This is a genomic window from Pseudomonas sp. PvP027 (assembly GCF_017833005.1).
Taxonomy (GTDB): domain Bacteria; phylum Pseudomonadota; class Gammaproteobacteria; order Pseudomonadales; family Pseudomonadaceae; genus Aquipseudomonas; species Aquipseudomonas congelans.
Map to the genome: position 1 here is coordinate 2,433,289 of NZ_JAFIBK010000001.1, position 14,381 is coordinate 2,447,669.

Annotated in this window: 16 protein-coding genes; 14 read left to right on the forward strand and 2 right to left on the reverse strand. The window is 60.1% G+C overall.

Annotated features, from left to right (window positions below):
• The first annotated feature begins 121 nt into the window (after positions 1-121).
• The 14 genes from JOE33_RS10195 to JOE33_RS10260 all read left to right on the forward strand — a co-directional run bounded on the left by JOE33_RS10195 (position 122) and on the right by JOE33_RS10260 (position 13,342).
• Positions 122-751 (forward strand): DUF1780 domain-containing protein, encoded by a 630-nt coding sequence (locus JOE33_RS10195; RefSeq protein WP_122694368.1) that lies wholly within the window; start codon positions 122-124, stop codon positions 749-751.
• Positions 748-1,281 carry an MOSC domain-containing protein gene (locus tag JOE33_RS10200; protein ID WP_096139863.1) on the forward strand — a complete coding sequence of 178 codons (534 nt, stop codon included), beginning with the start codon at positions 748-750 and terminating at the stop codon, positions 1,279-1,281. The genes JOE33_RS10195 and JOE33_RS10200 overlap by 4 nt, the downstream gene beginning before the upstream one ends.
• Before the next feature lie 216 nt (positions 1,282-1,497).
• Positions 1,498-2,796, forward strand: coding sequence for an NAD(P)/FAD-dependent oxidoreductase (locus tag JOE33_RS10205; RefSeq protein WP_003392712.1), 1,299 nt, complete (start codon positions 1,498-1,500; stop codon positions 2,794-2,796).
• Between the two features lie 640 nt (positions 2,797-3,436).
• Positions 3,437-4,651 carry a methyl-accepting chemotaxis protein gene (locus JOE33_RS10210; RefSeq protein WP_163009672.1) on the forward strand — a complete coding sequence of 405 codons (1,215 nt, stop codon included), beginning with the start codon at positions 3,437-3,439 and terminating at the stop codon, positions 4,649-4,651.
• A gap of 9 nt (positions 4,652-4,660) precedes the next feature.
• The gene (locus JOE33_RS10215; protein WP_002553206.1) at positions 4,661-5,029 is read left to right on the forward strand and encodes a response regulator; all 369 of its coding nucleotides are present in this window, start codon (positions 4,661-4,663) and stop codon (positions 5,027-5,029) included.
• Between the two features lie 23 nt (positions 5,030-5,052).
• Complete coding sequence (locus JOE33_RS10220; protein WP_003347075.1) at positions 5,053-5,343, forward strand: STAS domain-containing protein; 291 nt, start codon at positions 5,053-5,055, stop codon at positions 5,341-5,343.
• Positions 5,344-5,389: 46 nt separating this feature from the next.
• Positions 5,390-7,507, forward strand: coding sequence for a chemotaxis protein CheA (locus tag JOE33_RS10225; protein WP_187625647.1), 2,118 nt, complete (start codon positions 5,390-5,392; stop codon positions 7,505-7,507).
• Between the two features lie 30 nt (positions 7,508-7,537).
• Complete coding sequence (locus JOE33_RS10230; RefSeq protein ID WP_010437763.1) at positions 7,538-9,193, forward strand: methyl-accepting chemotaxis protein; 1,656 nt, start codon at positions 7,538-7,540, stop codon at positions 9,191-9,193.
• A gap of 36 nt (positions 9,194-9,229) precedes the next feature.
• The gene (locus JOE33_RS10235) at positions 9,230-9,769 is read left to right on the forward strand and encodes a chemotaxis protein CheW (protein ID WP_005745466.1); all 540 of its coding nucleotides are present in this window, start codon (positions 9,230-9,232) and stop codon (positions 9,767-9,769) included.
• A gap of 9 nt (positions 9,770-9,778) precedes the next feature.
• Positions 9,779-10,588, forward strand: coding sequence for a CheR family methyltransferase (locus JOE33_RS10240; RefSeq protein ID WP_122591274.1), 810 nt, complete (start codon positions 9,779-9,781; stop codon positions 10,586-10,588).
• Positions 10,585-11,118 (forward strand): chemoreceptor glutamine deamidase CheD, encoded by a 534-nt coding sequence (gene cheD, locus JOE33_RS10245; protein ID WP_010437761.1) that lies wholly within the window; start codon positions 10,585-10,587, stop codon positions 11,116-11,118. Before JOE33_RS10240 ends, cheD begins: the two co-directional genes overlap by 4 nt.
• Positions 11,081-12,157, forward strand: a complete 1,077-nt coding sequence (locus tag JOE33_RS10250; RefSeq protein WP_010437760.1) for a chemotaxis response regulator protein-glutamate methylesterase — start codon at positions 11,081-11,083, stop codon at positions 12,155-12,157. The genes cheD and JOE33_RS10250 overlap by 38 nt, the downstream gene beginning before the upstream one ends.
• 199 nt (positions 12,158-12,356) lie before the next feature.
• Entirely contained in the window at positions 12,357-12,884 is a 528-nt protein-coding gene (locus JOE33_RS10255) for a hypothetical protein (protein WP_245227889.1), read from the forward strand.
• A 14-nt stretch (positions 12,885-12,898) separates the two neighbouring features.
• A complete protein-coding gene (locus tag JOE33_RS10260) occupies positions 12,899-13,342 on the forward strand; it encodes a YetF domain-containing protein (RefSeq protein WP_054992652.1) in 444 nt (147 codons plus the stop codon).
• Positions 13,343-13,391: 49 nt separating this feature from the next.
• Here the strand turns inward: JOE33_RS10260 and JOE33_RS10265 are convergent, their stop codons facing one another.
• Complete coding sequence (locus tag JOE33_RS10265; RefSeq protein WP_187625646.1) at positions 13,392-14,063, reverse strand: haloacid dehalogenase type II; 672 nt, start codon at positions 14,061-14,063, stop codon at positions 13,392-13,394.
• Positions 14,064-14,167: 104 nt separating this feature from the next.
• Positions 14,168-14,323 (reverse strand): hypothetical protein, encoded by a 156-nt coding sequence (locus JOE33_RS10270; protein WP_003317799.1) that lies wholly within the window; start codon positions 14,321-14,323, stop codon positions 14,168-14,170.
• Positions 14,324-14,381 lie beyond the last annotated feature (58 nt).

The window sequence follows — 14,381 nt, forward strand, 5'->3', positions numbered from 1 at the left end:
GATCCTCGGTAAAGGCAGCGCCTGCGGACATCTATCGCAAGCGATCAAAAAATGAATTGCCAGTCTACACCCCTGCATTCACTCTTCCAGTCATGGCAACTTGAACGCTAAGCTTGGCCCTATGGATGACTCAGACTACCTGCGCCTGTTGACGATCCAGGCCGAACAAGCCAACGCCTTTCTGTCCAATGCGCGGAAGTGGGAGCGCGAGCGCTGGGTTTGTCAGCGTCTGTTACAGGGGCTGAACATTGCGCATCGCAGTGAGGACTTCACGCCTGCCAGTCAGGAGCCGCCGGATGTGCTGTTTCGTGACGGGCGCTTCGAGGTATTTTTTGTGCTGGATGAGGGGCGGCGTCTCAATGACGAGTGGCGCGAGGAGTTGGCGCGACGACGAAGCGCGTTCTCGTTGAGTCAATTGGTACGTCGGGAAGCCAAGCCCAAGCGGATTCCTGCCTCGGAACTGCTGCACCGACTCGCCCCTACCCTGCGCAAGAAATCCACCAACTATCGCGAACGCGGGATTGACCTGGGCGGGCTGGATATCATCGCCTTCGCCAGTCTCAAGCGCGAGGTGCTGGACCTCAACAGTCACTTTCCACCACCGACCGAGTACCTGCGTCAGGGCTGGCGCTCGTTGTCGCTGGTGGGGCCGACCTTCGCTCGGGTATTGTTCGCGCATCCCGGCGCTCCGGATTTTCTGCGTACCAATCTGGGCCGCAGTGTCGTTTTCGATGTTGGAATCAGTTTATGAGCCCCTTGCAGGAACTGCTGGCCGATGTGCCTCAACAAGGTCGCGTGCGCTGGATAGGCGTGCGCCCGCAATCGCGGGTCGAGATGATCGAGCTGGATGCCGTCGAAGCGCGTCGCGAAGCGGGTCTGACCGGCGATCACTCGCGGCCCGGCCCGCGCAATGCGCGGCAGGTGACGTTGATCCAGTGGGAGCATCTGGCGGTGGTCAGCTCGTTACTGAACCGCGCAGCGGATAACCCTATCGTGCCGCAGGATTTGCGGCGCAATCTGGTGATCAGTGGCATCAACCTGTTCAGCCTGAAGAATCGCCGCTTCCGGATCGGCCAGGCGATTTTCGAAACCACCGGCTGGTGCCAGCCTTGTGCACGGCTTGAGCAGCGCCTCGGTCACGGGACGTTCCAGGCGGTGCGCGGGCATGGTGGAATTACCGCGCGGGTGTTACAAAGCGGAATCATCCGCCTGGACGACACGCTGCAGGTCGAGCCGCTGGAAATCACCGATCCCTGGCCCCCTGCCCGACAGCACGCCTGAGACCACGGATAAATTGAGCAGACACCTGAACCCGGAACCGCAAAGGTGTGTCGAAGAGTACCTTCAGGCACACCGGTATCCAGTCGAGCGCAGGCCGCTCCTGACCCGGGCAGTGTGGTGATGAACCCTTTATTGAGCCTTCTGACGCTATGAGCTGCCTTGCGCTCGCGAAGATCGAGCTCCCCCCGAATTCCTTAAACCTTCCGAGTAATCCTTATGACGCATCGTATTGTTATCGTTGGCGGAGGCGCTGGCGGTCTGGAGCTGGCTACCAGTCTGGGCAAGACCCTGGGCAAGAAAGGCACAGCCAGTGTCACGCTGGTTGATGCCAACCTGACGCATATCTGGAAACCGCTGTTGCACGAAGTGGCTGCCGGTTCGCTCAACTCGTATGAGGACGAGCTGAACTACGTGGCTCAGGCCAAGTGGAACAACTTTCAGTTTCAGCTCGGGCGCATGACCGGACTGGACCGCGCCAGCCGCCAGATTCATTTGGCCGAGACGCTGGATGAAAACGGCGCAGAACTGGTTCCGGCACGCAGCCTGGGTTATGACTCGCTGGTCATCGCGGTGGGCAGCACTACCAACGACTTCGGCACCAAGGGCGCGGCAGAGCACTGCCTGTTTCTCGACAGCCGCAAACAGGCCGAGCGTTTTCACCAGCAACTGCTCAACCACTACCTGCGCGCCCACGCAGGCCAGGCCGACAGCGCGCAGGAAATCACCGTGGCCATCGTGGGTGCTGGTGCAACCGGTGTCGAGCTGGCGGCAGAGCTGCACAACGCGGCGCATGAGCTGGCGGCTTACGGGCTGGGTCAGATCAAGCCGGAAAACCTGCGCATCACGGTGATCGAAGCCGGGCCACGGGTGTTGCCCGCGCTGCCAGAACGCATCGGCGCGCCGGTGCACAAGACGCTGGAAAAACTCGGCGTGACGGTGCTGACCAATGCAGCAGTCAGTGAGGTGACGGCTGATGGCTTGATCACTGCTACCGGGCAGGTCATCCCGGCCAGCTTGAAAGTCTGGGCGGCAGGTATTCGTGCTCCAGCCTTCCTGCATGAACTGGATGGGCTGGAAAGCAACCGGATCAATCAGCTGCAAGTGCTGCCGACGCTGCAAACCACTCGTGACGAAAATATCTTCGCCTTCGGTGACTGCGCAGCCTGCCCGCAAAAAGGCACCGACCGCAACGTCCCTCCCCGCGCTCAGGCAGCCCATCAGCAGGCATCCTTGTTGGTCAAGTCACTGCGCCTGCGGATCGAAGGCAAGACGTTGCCGGAGTACACCTACAAGGACTACGGCTCACTGATCTCGCTGTCGAGCTTCTCGGCAGTCGGCAATCTGATGGGTAACCTGATGGGCAGCGTGATGCTTGAAGGCTGGCTGGCGCGGATGTTTTACGTGTCGCTGTACCGCATGCACCAGATGGCGCTGTACGGCACCTTCCGCACCCTGATGCTGATGCTGGGCAGCAAGATCGGCAAAGGCACCGAGCCGCGGATGAAGCTGCACTAAGCCACGCCAGACGAAAGGCGTACGGGAGAACACCATCGTGCCCATGCTCCGCGTGGGCACGCCGTTCTGGACGCTCTGCGTCCGCTCTTGAATTCGCCTGTGCAGCGCAGAACTTGCGACGCAGAGCGTCGTGAAGCGCATTCCAACGCTGGAGCGTGAGGAACGATAACCTCGACTATCGTGCGGCGCTCTGCGTCGCATGCCGTTCCGGACGCTCCGCGTCCTCTTGCGACGCGCAGCGTCGTGAAATGCATTCCCACGCTGGAGCGTGAGGAACGAGAACCTCGACTATCGTGCGGCGCTCTGCGTCGCATGCCGTTCCGGACGCTCCGCGTCCTCTTGCGACGCGGAGCGTCGTGAAGCGCATTCCCACGCTGGAGCGTGAGGAACGAGAAGTGCACGGGAGAACACTCTCGTTTCTGAACGCTCTGCGTCCTCTCCTGAGTGAGTCCGGCTGTTCTGCCAGCGCGTTTACTGCGCCGACTTGCGGTGCCCCGAATACCCGCTATTTTTAACAGGATAGGGTTGTGCGCCAGGCGATCAGACGGAAGGCTCTCGTACTGGTATCAAGTTTGTCTGCGGCGCGCAGATAACCATTGAGTCGTGTACAACGCTGCACTGTTCAGGGATCGAACCCATGATGTCGAATCAATACAGCAGTACTCCTGCAGAAAATCATCCGCGTTTCATCTGGTTCTCACTCATTCCCGTCATACCCGCCATTGCCTGGATCCTCACGCAGTTCGGCACGGGTATGGCCAATCTGGTGGCTTGCGCTGCACTGCTGGCGATCGGTCTCGGCGCTTGTGCCTGGGCTGCGCGTTCACAGCAGAACGAAGTCCGCCGCGCCGTGGCTCAGACGCTGGATCACCACCAGGCGCATAGCGCTCAAAGCAGCGCCATGGCGTCCAACGCCCAGTTCAATGAAATCCTCCTTGGTGCCATGCCGATCTGGGCCAAGCAGGTCGAGAGCTCGCGCCAGCAAACCGAAACCGCGATTGTCGAGCTGAGCACGCGTTTCATGGGCATTTCCGAGCGTCTGCAGGAAACCGTGCAGGCGTCGCAACACGCTGCCGGTGAGCTGGACGGTCAGAGCGCCGATGGTGCTCTGAAAGTCTTGTCGCAGAGTGACAGCGAGCTGAGCCAGGTGATCGACTCGCTCAAATCCACTCAGGCCAGCCGCGACCAGACGCTTTCTCAGGTCCGCAGCCTCACCGCCTATACCGGCGAATTGCGCACAATGGCCGCCGACGTCGCTGCGATTGCCGCACAGACCAACCTGCTGGCGCTCAACGCGGCCATCGAGGCGGCGCGCGCCGGTGAAGCGGGTCGCGGCTTTGCCGTGGTCGCCGACGCAGTGCGCAGCCTGTCGAGCAAGTCCAGCGAAACCGGTCAGCAGATGTCCGCCAAGGTCGACATCATCAACAACGCCATCACCCAGCTGGTACAGGCCGCATCGAGCGGTGCCGATCAGGACAGCCATTCGGTGGCTGCTTCCGAACAAAGCATTCAGAACGTACTGGAGCGTTTCCAGAGCATCACCGGCCGCCTGGCCGAGTCCGCCGACCTGCTCAAGCAAGAGAGCTACGGGATTCGCGACGAAATGACCGAGGTCCTGGTGAACCTGCAGTTTCAGGACCGGGTCAGCCAGATTCTCGCCCACGTACGCGACAACATCGACTCGTTGCACGCACACCTTCTGCAAGCCAGCCAGTCCCCCGATGAGGCCGTCGCCATCGACGCCCGGCAATGGCTGGCGCGCATGGAGTCCACCTACGCGACCGACGAGCAACGTCGCACTCACCGAGGTGAATCGGCAGCACAGCAGGATTCGCAGGAAATCACGTTTTTCTAGGAGTAAATCATGGCTAAGAGTGTATTGGTGGTCGACGATTCAAGCAGCGTCCGGCAAGTCGTCGGTATCGCGCTGAAGAGTGCCGGATACGACGTTATCGAAGCCTGTGACGGGAAGGATGCACTGGGCAAGCTCACTGGGCAGAAAGTGCACCTGATCATCAGCGACGTGAACATGCCGAACATGGACGGCATCACCTTCGTCAAGGAAGTGAAGAAGCTGGCCAGCTACAAGTTCACGCCGATCATCATGCTGACTACCGAATCCCAGGAATCGAAAAAAGCCGAAGGTCAGGCCGCAGGCGCCAAGGCGTGGGTCGTCAAACCGTTTCAGCCGGCACAAATGCTTGCAGCGGTTTCCAAGCTGATCCTGCCCTGAGACCCAGGCCCATGGAGGCCAGCATGCCCACGCCAGACGAGAACGCCACCGACACTGCACGCGTGCAGATAGACGGCGAGTTGACGATCTACACCGTGACCGAACTGGCCGCCAGGTTACTGCCACAGATCGGCGCAGCTGCACGCCTGGAGGTTGACCTCTCACAGGTCACCGAGATGGACGGCGCCGGCCTGCAACTGCTGGCAGTTATCCAGCGCGAAGCCGGCAAGACCGGGACTTCGCTGCACCTGACCGGGCAAAGCAAAGCGGTCAGCGAAACCTTCGAGTTATGTAATCCGGGTGTCGTGCTGTAGCGCGTCCATTTGCAGTACTGCCCAGTGATCGATCAAGGAAGTCATCGTGAGTATTAATCTCGATCAGGCACAGCAGACGTTCATCGTCGAAGCGCGTGAGCTTTTGCAGGCCATGGAGGAATCCCTCCTGCAACTCGAAAGCGAGCCCGGCGACCTGGACGCGATCGGCGCGGTTTTTCGCGCAGCGCACACCATCAAAGGCTCGGCCGGACTGTTCGGGCTGACGCCTATCGTCAGTTTTACCCACATCGTCGAAGACGTGCTGGATCGCCTGCGTGAGGGCAGTGTTTCGGTGAGCGCCGACCTGATCGCCGTGCTGCTCAAGTCCGGCGATCACATGCTTGAATTGATCGACGTGGTCGCCAGCCGTGGCGAGCAGTTGCAGCAGCCTGCTCTGGAGCGCGAGGCGGCGCTGCGTCAGGCACTGCAGGTGTTCCAGGCACCGGCCAGCGCCGGAGCCGCTGACAGCGCGAGTGCGCCGGTGGTCAGCGACGATGAACAGTCAGCCGATAGGCTCTGGCATATCTCGCTACGTTTTGGCGTGGATGTGTTTCGCAACGGCATGGATCCGCTGTCGTTCCTGCGCTACCTCAATACCCTGGGGCAGATGGTCCAGGTCACGACGATAACCGACAGCATTCCAGCAGTTGAGGCGTGGGACCCGGAATCCTGCCACTTGGGTTTCGAGATCGATTTCCTCTCTGCTGCCGGACACGCAGCAATCAATGAAGTCTTCGATTTCGTGCGTGAAGACTGCGCGGTAGAAATCACCCCAGTGAACCAGACGCCAGACCACGTCGAGCCTACTGGCACAGAACTGGTCTCGCAGCCCGAGCACAGCCCTATGGTGGCCAGCGGCGAACTGCTGGGCGATCAGCGCGCAGTGCCTCGTACGTCCGCAACGGCAACGGCAACGGCAACGGCTGTAGAGCGCCCTTCTTCGGCCAGCGAGCAAAAAAACAAGGATGGCCGCTATGTGCGCGTCAACGCCGACAAGCTCGACGAACTGATCAATCTGGTCGGCGAGCTGGTCATTGCCAGCGCTGGCGCCAGCCTGCTGGCCAAGTCGTGCGACAACGACCCGCTTCAGGAAGCCAGCTCGACGGTATCGGGGCTGGTCGAGCAGATTCTGGATGGTGCGCTGCACCTGCGCATGATCCCCATCGGCGACACCTTCAATCGCTTCCGCCGTGTAGTGCGCGATGTCAGCCAGGAACTGGGCAAGGATATCGACCTGATTATCAATGGCGCGGAGACCGAACTGGACAAGACCGTCGTCGAAAAGATCGGCGACCCGCTCATGCACCTGCTGCGCAACTCCATGGATCACGGCATCGAGAGCGCCGAAGCGCGTCGCGCGGCGGGCAAGCCGGCCAAAGGTCATTTGAGCCTCAATGCGTACCACGACTCGGGCAGCATCGTCATCGAAATCGCCGACGACGGCGCCGGACTCAACCGCGAGCGCATCCTCGACAAGGCCCAGCAACGCGGTCTGGTGGCGGCCGGCGCAAGCCTCACCGATCAGGAAATCTACAACCTGATTTTCGAGCCCGGCTTCTCCACCGCCGAAGCCGTCACCAACCTCTCGGGGCGCGGTGTCGGCATGGACGTGGTCAAGCGCAACATCACCTTGCTGCGCGGCACGGTGGATCTGGACAGTCAGCCCGGTCAGGGCACCATCGTGCGCATCCGCCTGCCGCTCACGCTGGCGATCATCAACGGCTTTCTGGTCGGTATCGATCAGTCGACTTACGTGATCCCGCTGGACATGGTGCAGGAATGCATCGAACTGGACGAACACAACCGGCAGTTGACCCGTGACAGCGGCTACCTGGACCTGCGTGGCGAAGTGCTGCCGCTGGTCTACCTGCGCGACCACTTCAATCATGAAGGCCCGGCCGCGCGCCGCCAGAACGTGGTGGTGGTGCGTTACGCCGAGCACAAGGCCGGGCTGGTGGTCGATGACCTGCTTGGCGAGTTCCAAACCGTTATCAAACCTCTGGGCAAGCTGTTCGGCGCGCTGCGCGGCATCAGCGGCTCGACGATCCTGGGCAGTGGTGCGGTGGCGTTGATTCTCGACATACCCGCCCTGCTCAACCAGATCGTACAAATGGAGGCCCGCTCGACCCAGGCGCCTCAACCTCTGCTGCCCACTTCTCGCTGACGGATTCGCAATTCCCAAGGAGTTACTTCAATGAAATGGTTCTACGATCTGAAGATTTCCACCAAGCTGATTACCTCGTTTCTGGTGGTTCTGGCGTTGACCGCGGCCATGGGAGTCTTTGCCATCATCCAGCTCGGCCAGGTTAACCAGGCCGCTCAGGACATCAAGGAAAACTGGATGCCGTCCATGCGTGCGGCTTCGGGCATGCGCTTCTTCGCCGCCAACTATCGCTTGAAGGAAAACCGCCACATTGCAGCTGACACCGCCCAGGAAAAGGCGCAGATGGAGCTGGAAGCAGCGGACGCTCGCAAACAGTTCGAAACCCGCCTGGCCACCTACGACAAGCTGGTGGTCAGTGATGAGGATCGCCAGTTGTTCAATAGCGCTACCGCGACATGGACTGCGTACCTCAAGAGCAGCGGCGAGCTGTTCGACATGTCGCGTCAGGGCCTCGAAGCCCAGGCACGAGCACTGCTGAGGGGCGATTCCAAAATGCACTTCGACGAATTGACCAGCCAATTACAAAAAATGGTCGAGCTCAACGACGCCGGCGCGACTGTCGCGGGTGACAAGGGTACGAAGCTGTATGAAAACGCACGCATCTCAATCGTCGTCGTACTGGTTGCAGCCTTGTTGATCGGCCTGGGTCTGGCGCTGTTCATCGCCCGGATCATTTCCCGCCCGCTGAAAGAGGCTGCAACTGCCGCCGAGCAGCTGGCAGAAGGCAATCTCAACGCCCACATCGGCCACGGCTCCAAGGACGAGACCGGCATGGTGCTCAACGCTATGCGCAACATGGTCGGCAAGCTGTCGCACATCATCGGCGAAGTGCGTAATGCCGCCGACAACCTGGCCAGCGCCTCGGAAGAAGTCAGCGCCACTGCACAGTCGATGAGCCAGGCCACCAGCGAGCAGGCCGCCAGCGTCGAAGAGACCAGCGCGTCGGTCGAGCAGATGAGCGCCAGCATCAATCAGAACACCGAGAACGCCAAGGTCACCGATGGCATGGCCAGCAAGGCCGCCAAGGAAGCTACCGATGGCGGCGAATCGGTGCAGCAGACCGTCGTGGCGATGAAGAAAATCGCCCAGCGCATCAGCATCATCGACGACATCGCTTACCAGACCAACCTGCTCGCCCTCAACGCTGCCATCGAAGCCGCGCGTGCCGGCGAACATGGCAAGGGCTTCGCGGTTGTGGCCGCCGAGGTGCGCAAGCTGGCCGAACGCAGCCAGGTGGCCGCGCAGGAAATCGGCGAGTTGTCGTCGAGCAGCGTGGACATGGCCGAGAAGGCCGGCAAGCTGCTGGACGAGATGGTGCCGTCAATCAACAAGACCTCCGACCTTGTGCAGGAAATCAGTGCAGCGTCAGAAGAGCAGGCTGCCGGTGTGGCGCAGATCAACACCGCCATGACCCAACTCAACCAGGTCACCCAGCAAAACGCATCGAGCAGCGAAGAACTGGCGGCCACCGCTGAAGAAATGAGCAGCCAGGCCGAACAACTGCAACAGGCCATGAGTTTCTTCACCCTCGACGCATCGCCAAGGGCAGTCGCACAGAGCGGTAATCTCGACAGCCGCAACAGCCCGAGCCGTCAGCCTCCGCGCCCGCCGCAACAGGTTCAGCGCAAGGCATTTGCGCAAAGCATGGCGGGCGCCCCGGACGAATCGGAATTCACCCGTTTCTGATTGCCGGCTTCGATAGAGACTCCAGGGGAGAACGACATGGGCTCATTGGTCACGACTCGACAGACCGCAGCGACGGTCGAAGAAGAGGCGCAGTACCTGACTTTCATGCTCGGTGGCGAGATGTTCGCCATCGGCATTCTGGGCATCAAGGAAATCATCGAGTACGGCAGCCTGACGGTGGTGCCGATGATGCCCGCCTTCGTGCGCGGAGTGATCAACCTGCGCGGCGCTGTGGTGCCGGTGGTCGATCTGTCGGCGCGCTTCGGGCGACAGAACTCGGACATCACCCGGCGCTCGTGCGTGATCATCATCGAGGCCAACAGCGAGGACGGCCAGCCGCAGGACATCGGTCTGCTGGTCGACAATGTCTCGGCGGTGCTGGAGATTCCGGCGTCGCAGATCGAGCCGCCGCCGAACTTCGGCGCGCGAATTCGCGCCGACTTCATCAGCGGCATGGCCAAGGTCGACGGCAAGTTCGTGATCGTTCTTGAGGTCGACCGCGTGCTGTCCATAGATGAAATGTCCAGCCTCGCCGAGGCAAGCCAGTCGCTGCCGCCCGACGTCGACGCGACCTGAGGTCTGCACATGCCTGATACAGCGTCGCTCACCGATCGCGAATTCGGCCAGTTCCAGAACTGGCTGTACAACGCTGCGGGCATCAAACTCACGCTGGCCAAGAAAGCGCTGGTCGCCGGCCGTCTGTTCAAGCGTCTCAAGCATTACGAGCTGGACAACTATGGCGAGTATTTCAAGCTGATCATGACCGATCAGCGCAACGGCGAGCTGCAAGTGGCGCTGGACCTGCTGACCACTAACGAAACGTATTTCTTCCGCGAGCCCAAGCACTTCGATTTTCTGCGTCAGCAGGTGCTGACCAAGGTGACACCCGGCAAGGTATTCCGCATCTGGAGCGCCGCCAGTTCGTCCGGCGAAGAGCCCTACAGCCTGGCCATGACCCTGGCCGAGCAACTGGGCAGCACACCTTGGGAAGTGGTCGGTTCGGACATCAGCACCCGCGTGCTGAGCAAGGCGCGCAGCGGGCATTACCCGATGGAGCGCACCGAAACGTTGCCGCAACCTTTGCTGTTCAAATATTGTCTGAAAGGCATAGGTCGCCAGGAAGGGACCTTTCTGATCGACAAGTCGTTGCGCAGCCGGGTCAGCTTTGTGCAGGTCAATCTCAATGACACCCTGCCGGATCTGGGCGAGTTCGACGTCATTTTCCTGCGCAACGTGATGATTTATTTCGATCAGGAAACCAAAAGCAAAGTGGTGGCGCGGTTGATCCCGCGTCTCAAGCCAGGAGGCTATTTCATCATCAGCCACTCAGAAAGCCTGAACGGTGTAAATGACATGTTGAAAATGGTCTCCCCTTCGATTTACCGCAAACCATGAACACGCCCGTCGGTGTAGCCGAAATAGTGCTGGGGCCTGGCGAAGTGGTCTTTCAGACCCGCCCGACTCGCCTGCGCACGTTGCTGGGTTCATGCGTGGCAATTACCTTCTGGCACCCGTGGCGGCGTATTGGCGGCATGTGCCACTTCATGCTGCCCGGGCGCATACGCAGGCATCAGCCACTGGACGGCAAGTACGCTGATGAAGCGATGGAAATACTCATTCGCCACGCACTGGCCAACGGCACCCTGCCAGAGGAATATCAGGTCAAGCTATTCGGCGGCGGCGAAATGTTTCCTGCTCATCGCCATGATCCGCACCTGCGAAACGTCGCTGACAGCAACGTCCACGCGGCGCTTGCGCTGGCCGAACAGAATCGCCTGAAACTGATGGCTCAGGACCTGGGCAGCACCGGCCATCGCAGCATCATCTTCGACCTGTGGGACGGAAACGTATGGGTCAGGCACCAACCAATGGAAGCACTTGAAAAAGATGCCAAACAAAAAAATCAGTGTACTGCTGGTCGATGATTCGGCCGTGGTGCGCCAGGTACTCGTGGCCATCCTCAACGACACCCCCGACATTCACGTGATAGGCGCGGCGTCGGACCCGATATTCGCCATGGGCAAGCTCGCTCAGGAATGGCCGGACGTCATTGTGCTGGACGTGGAAATGCCGCGCATGGACGGCATCACTTTTCTCAAGAAGATCATGAGCGAGCGGCCGACTCCGGTGGTGATCTGCTCGTCGCTGACACAGAAAGGCGCGGAAACGTCATTGCAGGCGCTGTCTGCCGGGGCAGTGGAAATCATCACCAAACCCACCACTGGCCTGAAAAACTTCCTCATCGATTCGGCCGCCGAGCTGGTTGCAGCGGTACGCGCAGCCGCCAACTCCAACGTCAGAAACCTCGGCAAGCGCACCGCCGCCCCGGTGCTGACCCCGGCCAGCAAACTGACCGCCGATGCCATTCTGCCCGCTGCCGGCGGCCATGCCATGGCGCAGACCACTGAGCGCATCGTCGCCATCGGCACCTCGACAGGTGGCACCCAGGCACTCGAAGCCGTGCTGACTGCCCTGCCCCGCGTCTGCCCCGGCATGGTCATCGTCCAGCACATGCCGGAAAAATTTACCGCATCGTTCGCCGAACGCCTCAATAGCCTGAGTCAGATCGAGGTGCGCGAGGCCAGAAACAACGACCGCATCCTGCCCGGCCTCGCGCTGATCGCCCCCGGCGGCAAACACATGATGGTCACGCGCAGCGGCGCCTACTATCACGTCCAGGTCATCGACGGGCCGCTGGTCAACCGCCATCGTCCTTCGGTGGACGTGCTGTTCCGTTCGGTGGCCAAATTTGCCGGTAAAAACGCCACCGGCATCATCATGACCGGCATGGGCGACGACGGCGCGCGCGGGCTCAAGGAAATGCTCGACGCCGGCAGCGCGACAGTGGCTCAGGACGAGGCCAGCTGCGTGGTGTTCGGCATGCCCAAGGAAGCAATCAAACTGAATGCGGCGCAACGGATCATTCCGTTGCAGGAGATTCATCAGGTGATATTGCACAGGTGAGGTTGAAGCCATGACTGTGCAGTCAGGGTTTCTGTCGACTCACCGTCGATGGGCAGATAAAGTCACCACGCCCGCCCCTCCAACCCGGTCGCTACTCTTCAACGCTCACCCGCCATGGCAAAGCTTGCAGCCAGCCTGGGCAGCGGGCTGAACGGGGCGTATAGGCCCCTACAAAATTTCACTAACGGAAAGCACGTTAATGGCACTAAGCGGTGATGAAGCGCACGACCATGAGTTCCGCAGCCGGTCATATCCCGTCGAGGAAGATATGGCGCAACAGCGTCGAGTCTGGCGCTTTGAGCGCATCGGTTGGGCAGGCCTGATTGTGTTGATAGTGCTGACCCTTGCCGGTTTGTTTTCCAAAGGGCCATTGAGCCAGGTGGAGCCTCGAACGGCAGACGGCCAACTGCAGGTGAGCTACGAGCGCTTCAGCCGCAACGGCAGCCAGGACGATATGATTGTCACGTCCAAAGGCGCCCCCTCCGAAATGCGTTATCTGGTCGTCGGCAGTGGGCTGCTCGAAGGTGTGTCGATCGAGAAACTTAATCCCCAGCCTGCGCCTCTTCACAGCGAAGGCCGTGATCTGGTCATTCCGATGCAGGCCGACAAGGACGGTTTAGCCACCTTGTACCTGACTGTTCGCAGTAACGGGGTGGGACTGTACCGAGGGCAAATGCATATGCTGGGTGGCGAAACGCTGCCGATGCCCAGGTTCATCTACCCGTAGAGAGAAAGCGATTTATGGATGCAGTGCTCAGAGCAGCAGCGATTTATTTTGTCTTGATGGTCTTGTTTCGTATTGCCGGACGCCGCTCCCTTACCGACCTCACCACCTTCGATTTCGTCTTGTTGCTGATCATTGGCGAGGCCACTCAGCAAGCGCTGCTGGGCGATGATTTTTCGGTCACCAACGCAATACTGATCATCTCCACCCTTATCGCTATAGACGTCGGCTTTTCCCTGGCCAAGCGCCGATCGAAGCGGCTGGCAAAGTTTCTGGATGGCGGCCCTACTGTGATCGTGGAGGATGGCAAGCCACTGACCAAACGAATGAGAGAGGCGCGTATCAGTGAATCAGATGTGATGGAGGCAGCGCGAACCACGCAAGGGATCGTGGAGATGAAGGACATCAGGTACGCGATCATTGAGAGGAACGGCGAGATATCGATCATTCCCTTCAAATGAACGTCTGCAAGTGATCAGGGACCGCTGGAAGCCGACTCGCGAATCAGCGCTAAAACGGACCTGCGCAGAGTTTCATGGCGACATCCTGAACATCTTTACCGATTAAATCGGGCTGGGTGCCGATCGGGTTGAGCACCTTTCCCGGACGCTCGACAAACGCGGTGCGACATCCGGCCTGGGCAGCCCCGGCGATGTCCCAGGTGTGCGCAGCGACCATGATCATCTGATCCGGCGCGATGCCCAGGCGCTGTGCGACCATTTGATAGGTTGCCACGGAGGGCTTGAATTGACTGATTTCGCTGCCGGCCATGATGTGCTCGAAGCAGTCGGTCAATCCTGCAAATTCGAGCTGTTGCCGCAGCGCCTCCAGCGCGCCATTGCTCAGGGCAATGAGCACAAATCCTTTGTCGTTCAATAACTGCAGTGCCTGATGAACGTCGTTATGCGCAGGAAGAGATTTGATGCCTGCGGCCAGGGCCTGGCACTGATCATCGCCCACTTCAACCTGGTGCCGTGCGGCAACCATTCTCAACGCGCCCTGCGCCAGATCACCAAACGCCTGGTACTGGCCGGTTATGGTGTTGGTCATCCAGCACTCTTGTAGCGTCAGGAACCATTCGGTGCGCAAGCGGCTGTCGCCGAACAGTCCCTCGAAGAAACCATCGAGCGCAGCCAGATCCAGCAGCGTCTCGTTTACGTCAAAAATGATGTGTTTGAGCATGCTATAGGCCTCTGTTACCTGCCTGAATTAATGAGCTCGAAGGCGGCCCCCAGCGGATGCTGACATCAGTCAGCACCGCCAAAAGTCACGATCAGGTCACTGGCTTACGCCTGCTCTTCCTGCTCGTCATCATCGTGCTTGAGTGCTGGCTTCATACCAGGCTGAGGCGCGTGCTCGGCATTCGGCGCGATTTCTTCGCCGTGGTTCTTTTTCTCTTGCTGGACTTTTTTGTCGTGGGCGACGTTACGTGGATCGGTCATGGGAATTCCTTGATTGGCAGAGGATTCGAACACCCATCGACGTGATGCATTGGTTTGA